Genomic DNA, 9,110 nt, shown 5'->3' with positions numbered 1-9,110 from the left:
CAGCGGAGGGACGAGAAGCGATGCAGGGCGGCAAAGTCGCGACACTTTTGCCAGCCTGAAGAAAACGTGTCGCCTGTATGGTCTCTCTTTTTGGGATTATCTGAAAAGCCGACTAATGGGCGATGGGTTATTTCCGAGATTGAGTAGCCTGATCGAGGGTGCTTCACGTCAACTGTCGTGTGGCGTGGCCAGCAGTTTTTGAGAACTTACTAAGATTACTCGCCTGTGCAATGGCAGTAATAGAGATGCCGTTAAAGGTTTGGGTTTTAGCTATATTAGTGGCTTCTATCCTTCGGACATAAGAGCCTCTTTGATATTTAATCCGCCATTCAGGATAGCTGTAGTTCTCTAATGCCAGAATGGTAAAAGCCCCGGTCTGATAATCAATAACACCGGTCACACCACGCCAGCCACCCGCTGTACCATCGCTGACCTGCTTTGCCACATTCTTTGTAGTCTCGTAAGTCGTCCAGTCATCAGCCGATTTGGAAACGCTTGGGACGTTGGATAACTGCTCAACCAAGAACTGCAACTGCACTGATCCGGGCAATAGTGGCGCTCCGGGAATGGTGCCACTCATTACGCCCTGACCATCGACGGATACTATTACCTCACCACCGGCACTATTGCCTTGCTGATAGGTCAGTTCTATCTCGGTGCCGCTATCGGGCAGGAAGTCCAACTTAAAGCTCAATTCTCCGGGAGCGTAATGGATCGCACCATTACCATCACCAGTGAGCAAACCATTAGCCTGATCGGTCAGGGTTTTATTCGCCCCGGAGGAAACATACGTCACTGTCATACTTCCGGGATTAACGCCGGGCTTTTCTACGGTATGCCGAAAGGTCATATCATCCACTGGAACCGAGCCGGTTCTTATGGTTACCTCATCATCATTTTGCGCCACATAACTAAAGACGATTGCACTGTCTGGATCAGGCAAGGCATCGAGGGTGATAGCAGCGGAGCCCGTTGCAAATAGAATGGTTCCCGTACCAGAGCCCACCATCTGGCCAGCGCCGGTATCACGAATATCCTGCCACTTGCCGAGAGCTATATAGCTGACCACCAGAGTTCCCGGCCTCGGCTTGGCTTCGGCCATATTCCGGGTGTAATTGAAGCCCCGGTTCTGGTTGGTGATCTCAATAGCGCCACTGATAGAAGCACCAGTAATCGCCACGGCTGGCTGATAGGTAGCGTTCGTTGTTCCTGTGTAATAACTGCTGGCTCGCCATACATTAATTAGCCCGAGTTCATAATCCACGGTCAATTTGCTGAAGTTATTGGTGCCGCCTTTGTGGAGCAGGTTTCCCGCACCATCATCTTCAAAGGTGCCGCCTTCTAATGACAGGCTCAGGGTTTTCGGCAGGGCTCCCCGTTGAAGGTAGGTTCTGCTCTGACTCTCGGAGATATGAACAAAACGATAACTGACTGAACGGGTAGTGTCAGCAGTGGCCACCATTGTTTTGCCGGTATAGCCGCCATACTGGTCAAGCAGTGGGGTTTCTACTTTTGCGCTCGGCACCAGTGGTGCATAAACGCTCTCGGCCTTGATAGTTAGGTCGCCAGAGGTAATGTTGGCGCTCAATGGCTGAATGCCGTAATAACGGGAGGTGTCGGCTATCTGTGTGCCATGAATCAGGCTGGTTTCTTCTTCTGGCGTTCCGGGGACGGGAGGCGCACCAATAAAGGTGGTGATTAACGGTGCGCTGATCTGCATGTCCAGCTTACGCTGGGAGAAGTCCACATATTGCGAACCGTAGTGGTAGGTAAATGTGGCAGAACTATGGTCAATGGCTGTGATCCTGATGAACTGACTGGTCAGGCCATCGGGAGTGGTGATTTTATAAACCTCACCAATTTCAGGAATAGCCAGTTCCTCACGCTGATAGCCGACCACTGAACGCTGGCCTTCAAGCTGGTCGCCGACCAGTTCCCAATTCGCCTTAATGCCGGGTACAACATAGCTCTCAATTCTGTCTCTTGCATCGAGGCGTTCATCGGTTTGATTGTCGGTATTGAACAGCAAGACGCTGACATTCTTATCCTTCGGCGGTTCAGTCAGGATAAGGTGACTGCCGAGGTAGGTGTCATTGTTATCGGTGCTTATCCCGATGAACGCCTTACGCAATGCTACGTCACCAATAGTTCGGTCAATCCGGGAAATATCCTGAAAAAGATTATTGACGTTACCGTCAATAACCTCGTTACCAGTGACCCGACCGCCACCATCTTCTTCATCGGAAAGACGTTGGCTTTCATAGAGTTTTACGTCGTTATTGCTAATGGCCATAGCAAGTCCTTTTGTATGATTGACATAAAGTTGGATTTATTCTGTGGGGGGGGAACTTTTGTTTGGAGCAAGTGTCAATAGAGGCATGACTCCAACAAGCAAAAAACGTTCTATAGACGACATTTCCCGGATGTTGCTAGAAAAAGTAACACAGGAAAAAAAAGCGGTTTGTCAGTTACATGGTTCACCGAAGCCTGTTACTGATCAATATCCATTACCATACACGCAGAAGCGGGCGCTCACTGACGAGCCAATTCCTTCACATTTACTAAGTGGCAGGGATATTAAAGAATTCATTCTAAATAAATTTATATGCGAATTCTGCGAGACGGCATTTGACCGCCGTGCCACCCTAAAAAAACACCTCCTCATCCACACCGGGGAGAAGCCCTATGAATGTGGTGAATGTGGGAAGACGTTTAGACAGAGTAGCACCCTAAAACAGCACCTCCAGATCCACTCTGACAAGAAGCCCTATGAATGTGATGGATGTGGGAAGGCGTTTAAACAGAGTATTACCCTAAAACAGCACCGCCTCATCCACACCGGGGAGAAGCCCTATGAATGTGATGAATGTGGGAAGACGTTTAGACAGTGTAGCACCCTAAAACAGCACCTCCAGATCCACTCTGACAAGAAGCCCTATGAATGTGATGAATGTGGGAAGACGTTTAAACAGAGTAGCAGCCTGAAAAAACACCTCCTCATCCACTCTGACAAGAAGCCCTATGAATGTGATGAATGTGGGAAGACGTTTAAACAGAGTAGCACCCTAAAACAGCACAAGAATAAGAAAAACGCATGCGTCAAACCTGCTCCACAGTTATTAACCGAAGAGTTAAAAAATACTGGTCACTATCCTCTGGATAAGCGAAGGGTAATACCTGCTTTGCCTCCACAGGATTACCATTAGAGCGATAAAAAGAACAGAAAAAGAACAGGACATCCATAAATTTACCCAAAGAACAGCAAAGAACAGCAAAGAACAGAAAGAACAGAAAGAACAGAAAGAACAGAAAGAACAGGACATCCATAAATTTACTAATCATAAAAATTGAACCAACGTTTTACTGAGAAAGAACAGGACATCCATAAATTTACTAATCATAAAAATTGAACCAACGTTTTACTGAAGATTTTACTCTGGATTTATGGAAGACCTGTTTATTCTCGTGGATGTCCTGTTTATTCATTCTGAAAACGAGAGTAGAGCAGTAACAAAAGAACGATAAAGGAACAGAAAGGAACAGGACATCCATAAATTCCTATCCGTATAAATTGAACCAACGTTTTACTTAAGCTTTCGCCCTGGATTTATGGATGTCTCGTTAATTCCCGATTTATGGATGTCCCGTTAATTCCCGATTTATGGATGTCCCGTTAATTCCCCTTTTACTTAAGCTTTCGCCCTGGATTTATGGATGTCCCGTTAATTCCCTCCCGTTAATTCCCCGTATAAATTGAACCAACGTTTTACTTAAGCTTTCGCCCTGGATTTATGGATGTCCCGTTAATTCCCGATTTATGGATGTCCCGTTAATTCCCCCGATTTATGGATGTCCCGTTAATTCCTCTTAATTCCTCTTGGTCGCCAACGACGAGCATTGTCGTTTTCTTCGTAACACTGGAAGCAACTGTACAGCCAACAGTAGATGCAAGATCGGCAGCTTCCCTACGAGGGATGATTAGAGCCCCGGTAAACACCAATATTTCACCATAAAACTCGCCTTCCGGATTTCCTTCCCGCTTAATTTTCTCAGAAGTTCCTGATCTGCCTGAGCTGGATGTTGAGAGGCCAATCGGCATAGTCACTTTACTTTGCCATTGCTCCAAGCTTATCCCTGTCTTTTCAATAGCTGCCAGCAGGACATATCCACAGGCCTTGGCATCCTCCAAGGCATCATGATGGTCAAATTCATAACCAATTATTTTGCAGACATTAGCCAGACCATAGCCCTTACGAGCGCACTCATCCCACGCTCGGCGAACTACTCTGGCGGAATCGAGCCACTCTGTCATTATTGGTTTCAATGAGTGTTTGGCAATGGATCTACCAACGGATACACGGTCAAAATGGGAATGACTGACAGTAACTGTGTCGGCAAGCAAATTGTGTAGCTGTTCATAAACCTCAGGGAAAGTTGGGGCATCCCTAATATCCGCTTCATTAATACCATGAATGCCAACATTGATCGGGTCGAAGTAATCCTCCGGGCTTACCAATGAAGACCACTCATTAACCAGTTTGCCATCTTCAAATTGTGCGATCCCGATTTGGCAGATTGATGCCATGTCAGGGTTTGATGTTTCAACATAGCTATCCTTTTATATTCGATTAGGGAATTATTCGCTCCTGAAGCTACAGATTCAGATAAAAATTGTCGGAAATATTGACAATACGGAACTTTTTGCTTTTTCCATGATCATAATTATATCAATTTTGTTGATTATTGAGGTCATAATTATGAACGTTCAAGGTCTTTCGGGCTCAGCCGGATTCTATGTAAATGATAATAAGGTGTTGGCTGCAACTAAAGAATTAGTAACTAAGGAACCTGAGCAATTTAATGACAAGCTTACGGGTATAGCTATGGGCTGGCCTTGTAATAAACGAGTTACAATGCTGGACGATATATGCCGTCACATCCTAACCAATAAAGAAAGCCCTAATAAGGATCAGGTTAATCCTCCATCAAGCCGAGAAGACATATTCACCCCCACTACAGTACTGCAACTAACCGTAACACGACAAGAGGCCAAGAGCACGCTTGATTATATGCTGTCAACGAACGATGAGCGAACACAAATATTGGCATGCAAATATATTGATTACGGCCTTACCGTTAATACTCAAGCATCATCTAGCTTATCAACGACTGATAGCGGATCTTATAACTGGGGGCAGTTCCTGATGTCAAAGACTCAAAACTCATCTAAATATCGAGCAGCAAATACAAAAAAGAATAGAGCGATACCAAAACTTTGTGACTATTTTTCCGATGGTCGAGGGGGTGATACATCCAAGAGTCTTAATATTCCGAAAGCGATGGAAGACATATTCGCTAACGGACCAAAGGAAGCTGTAAATTCTTTCACACGATTGTTATACGGAGAATCACTGGAAGATAAACTATCTCAGTTGGAGTCTTTATTTGATTTTGTTGCTTTTGATGAAAAAGCTTATACAAGAGCAGAGGAAGGTTATCTTCTGTCAACTTTCAAATTTATTGATTTTATAGGCATTTCACATTCAGTGCCTCGTAAAGATATTACTGCACCATCAGCAACAAAAATCTCACACATTCGTTTGCTTCAAGATTGCTATAGAACAATAGTGAACCAGCTTGCAGGAGATCCATTAACAGCAAATGCTGTTCAAATAATTGCACAGAGTCGTTTAGTAAAATGCATCCCAGTTCAGTATGAACACGATCTTCAGAATAAAGTTTCTGACTTACATATTCATGTTCAAAGAATTTTAGAAAACAAAGACAACGTTCAAAATTTAAATAAATTCTATGATGAAGAATATACAGTAGCATAATAGTGACTATGGAATTGTCCAGAAATAATTTAGCCATTTGCCAGTAAACTGAGGCGTTGGGGGAGTATTTTTACAAACAGTACCGATTGGCTATGTTGCCGTTAATGGTTGTCATTGATTTCAATATAAAGAATATATATTTTATATCCATCCGATTTAAAAACAGTGTCGAGACCAACTTAGTGAATAATAACTAAACCTGTTATTACTATTTTCTGATCATATAATAGGTTTTAATACTAACATCCCTATACTGTGGTACTGAGAATAATAGATTGCGAATATTCCAACCACTAACGACAACATAGCCACTTCCGGGTGTGTCCGGCTGTATTGGGTGTCCATTCTAATGGCTGATATTGTGCCCAAGACGACCTACCAATCAAGATGGTGCTGATCTCTATTAGAATCATTCTTTTCTTGATTTATGGCGTGTACATTTAAAACTATTTTATCAAGGCAAAGGAACATGCGGATAAGCCCATAATCATGAGATAATCTCAGAGTGAGTCAATCCTTGATAAGACTATCCATAACCTAGTAGTTTAACTATGGAGAAATGCTGCTAGATGTAGTTACCAGCTTTCGATTGATATGTTGTCAGCAAACGATATCCTTTTTTAAATACTGTTTCAGGGATGGTGATGTCTTGGTCCACAGGATGCTGTGGTTGAATGCTGGTCGATGCCCATTGAACTCTCATTTGCTACCGGCTGACACATTCTTTCTTTGATGAAAATACGCCCGATTGGTTTCTATTTTAAAACTCAAAAGAGCCTTTTGTTACCTCCCTCAATTGTTTATATTCTGTTATTAAACCATAAACACCATCCCAGCAATTTTAAACTAACAAGAGAGCTAATTAGAGAACCATCTGTCGAGCCTTGGTTTCTTTTCTTCATGTTGAAAATCTTTATTTTCAGAATCGATGACATCACCATTGCCGTGTGTAACCTCGAACTGTTCAAACTTTTCACTAACTCCTGAGCTTTCAACTTTGGATCCTAATATCTTAATCAGTTCTTTTAATTTTACACTTTTAATTTTTCCTGTCTTTCCCGGGCTATATCTAACACACTTTCCCCGGCACTGTTTTTCGCAAACACGCTGGCACCCTTCTCCAGGATTAGATAAGCCAGCTCTAAATCTTTATCACTATCTTCAAATCCACAGACAATAATCATTAACAGTGTCCGCCCATAATAAGCCGTTCCCACTCGTCGATCAATCTGACCGCCCTTCACGCGATCAATCACCCATGTAATGAATTCTAAATCTTGCGATGGACCACGAGTATAATTAACAAGACAATGCCACAGCATTTCGTCACGTGAATTACAGCGATGTGAATTTCCACCAACTCCCACCAGCATTTTTATCAGTCTTTTATAACCCTCTCTAATGTCATAACATTGGGATTCTTGAACATATTCCAAAATAGCCAAATATAATGGAGTATTACTTTCTAAATTCAATTCATCAATTTTAGCGCCTTTATGTTTTATTAACAGATCAACTACGCCAGGATTACATTTTTCAACAGCCAGGTGCAGAGGAGTATTTCCGTCTTCATCTTTTGCATTTATGACCATATTATGTTCACACCCCCCCAGAAGTGCCTTCACCAAGCGTCCGATATGAGTATGATTCCCTATACATTCGAGCCTCCGACCCAAAAAATAATGCAATGGCATGCACGACCTATTATCTGCTAACTTACTATCAGCACCCAGATTCAGCAATGCCGTTATATTGTTAGTTAATGTGTTTTCCTCTCTCACAGCTTTATGCAACAACGTCATCCCATGGTCGTCTTGAATATTTATATCTCCCCCAAACCTTACCAATTTCTTTGCTATGTCTTCTATATTCGTATGATGCAAATCAATCGTAGACAACAATGAAGTCATTACCGTTTTTATAGCTTATTCTGACCTCCCCATTACAAATTTATTTAATAGGATGTCAGCGTGTTCAGAAGAAATCTTCCAGATACATGTTTCCAGAGTCTTTTCCGATACAACAGCGACTTCCGATATCAGTTTTTTCAAGGTAACGGAAAATTCACGCTCCGCCATAATCGGTAACAATAAGCTTAGAATTTCAACTGATTCATCTTCATCCATATTGATGACTTCCGCCATGATGACTGGTTTAAAGAAAGCCTGGGCATAAAGCAGATGCCATCTTCAAGTACATTGCGGCTACGATTTAACGAGGATGCAACGAAACTGATCCCTGCAATTGAAGCAGCACTTCCAGAAGTGTTGATCAATCTTAACGCACCATTGACTCCTCTTGCCGAATCTTTGGACCCTGCTCAACACACGCCACTGGATATTGATGTTACTCCCCAGGACAACCGAAATACCAAAAAGGAAGGGGTAAGCTGTACCTACAAACTCTTTGATGGCTATGCCCCAATTATTGCTTATATTGGTCAGGAAGGCTGGTGTATGGGTTTGGAGCTTCGCCCTGGATCACAGCATTCCCAGAATGATTTCATCCCATTTTTAAATACTGTGATACGCAGAGCTCGTCGTTTTACTCAAAACTGTTTATTGCTTCGGTTGGATAGTGCGCACGATGCTGAAGATACTCGGAAAGAAGTTGCGCGTCACAAAAATATTGACCACATAATCAAGTTGAATCCTCGAAAAGAGCATACAATCACTCGATGGTTACCTGAGTTTGAAGTGCGAGGCGTTGAGTGGCAAGAGTTCAGGCCTGGCAAAGAATATACGACACTTTCTGTGATTAATGAAACCGAATATGGAAAACAGCGTTTAATTATCCGTATTATTAAACGCACAACGGATTCTGTTGGGCAGATGTTTTTAACGCCTGATTATGAGCTTGAGGGTTGGTGGACAACCTTGGATTAAGATAACTATAAAGATGACCATATCATCTTACTTTATGAAGACCATGCGACCAGTGAGCAATTTCACAGTGAATTTAAAACGGACATGGATCTGGAGGAAAATTTGATACCAACGACCTTGTTATGTGCCTTGGTGCCCTTGCCTATAATATTTTACGTCATATGGGGCAAGCTAGTTTATTGGGGCCAGACTCTCCCGTTCGTCACTCAGCATCAAGAAGAAGAAGAAGAAGAAGAATCAAGACAGTAATGCAAAAGCTGATCTATCAAACTGCACGATTTATAAGAAAAGGCCACCAATCAATTCTCAGGTTTGGCTACCATAGCCCAGCTCTTAAATCTTTCATGAAACTATTTCCTGAAAAAACTCTCTGTTAATCACCTTAAGG

At 42.8% G+C, this 9,110-nt stretch carries 7 protein-coding genes and 1 pseudogene; 4 read left to right on the top strand and 4 right to left on the bottom strand.

The annotated features are described in order from the left end of the window. A pseudogene (locus tag RM811_RS11030) lies at positions 1 to 202 on the top strand (hypothetical protein); the annotation flags it as partial. On the opposite strand, the gene RM811_RS11025 reads toward RM811_RS11030, so the two are convergent. Continuing rightward, positions 164 to 2,293: a hypothetical protein gene (locus RM811_RS11025; RefSeq protein WP_402524019.1), complete on the bottom strand. Its 2,130-nt coding sequence runs from the start codon at positions 2,291 to 2,293 to the stop codon at positions 164 to 166. The pseudogene RM811_RS11030 and the gene RM811_RS11025 sit on opposite strands and share 39 nt — an antisense overlap. Before the next feature lie 58 nt (positions 2,294 to 2,351). On the opposite strand from RM811_RS11025, the gene RM811_RS11020 reads away from it, so the two are divergent. Next, positions 2,352 to 3,206 carry a C2H2-type zinc finger protein gene (locus tag RM811_RS11020; RefSeq protein WP_402524016.1) on the top strand — a complete coding sequence of 285 codons (855 nt, stop codon included), beginning with the start codon at positions 2,352 to 2,354 and terminating at the stop codon, positions 3,204 to 3,206. A 623-nt stretch (positions 3,207 to 3,829) separates the two neighbouring features. Here the strand turns inward: RM811_RS11020 and RM811_RS11015 are convergent. Next, entirely contained in the window at positions 3,830 to 4,585 is a 756-nt protein-coding gene (locus RM811_RS11015) for an exonuclease domain-containing protein (protein ID WP_402524014.1), read from the bottom strand. A gap of 172 nt (positions 4,586 to 4,757) precedes the next feature. Here RM811_RS11015 and RM811_RS11010 point away from each other — a divergent pair, with 172 nt between their 5' ends. Continuing rightward, complete coding sequence (locus RM811_RS11010) at positions 4,758 to 5,837, top strand: hypothetical protein (protein ID WP_402524012.1); 1,080 nt, start codon at positions 4,758 to 4,760, stop codon at positions 5,835 to 5,837. A gap of 1,031 nt (positions 5,838 to 6,868) precedes the next feature. Here RM811_RS11010 and RM811_RS11005 read toward each other — a convergent pair. Both RM811_RS11005 and RM811_RS11000 read right to left on the bottom strand, forming a co-directional pair. Continuing rightward, on the bottom strand, positions 6,869 to 7,747 hold the full coding sequence (locus tag RM811_RS11005) for an ankyrin repeat domain-containing protein (protein ID WP_402524010.1): 879 nt from the start codon (positions 7,745 to 7,747) through the stop codon (positions 6,869 to 6,871). A gap of 15 nt (positions 7,748 to 7,762) precedes the next feature. Further along, complete coding sequence (locus RM811_RS11000; protein ID WP_402524007.1) at positions 7,763 to 7,963, bottom strand: hypothetical protein; 201 nt, start codon at positions 7,961 to 7,963, stop codon at positions 7,763 to 7,765. On the opposite strand from RM811_RS11000, the gene RM811_RS10995 reads away from it, so the two are divergent. Continuing rightward, complete coding sequence (locus RM811_RS10995; RefSeq protein WP_402524022.1) at positions 7,952 to 8,722, top strand: transposase; 771 nt, start codon at positions 7,952 to 7,954, stop codon at positions 8,720 to 8,722. The genes RM811_RS11000 and RM811_RS10995 overlap by 12 nt on opposite strands. The last annotated feature ends 388 nt before the right edge of the window (positions 8,723 to 9,110 follow it).

This window comes from Endozoicomonas sp. (assembly GCF_031844845.1).
GTDB lineage: Bacteria > Pseudomonadota > Gammaproteobacteria > Pseudomonadales > Endozoicomonadaceae > Endozoicomonas.
The sequence above is the reverse complement of the archived record's forward strand: the minus strand, read 5'-3'. Positions and strand labels throughout refer to the sequence as shown.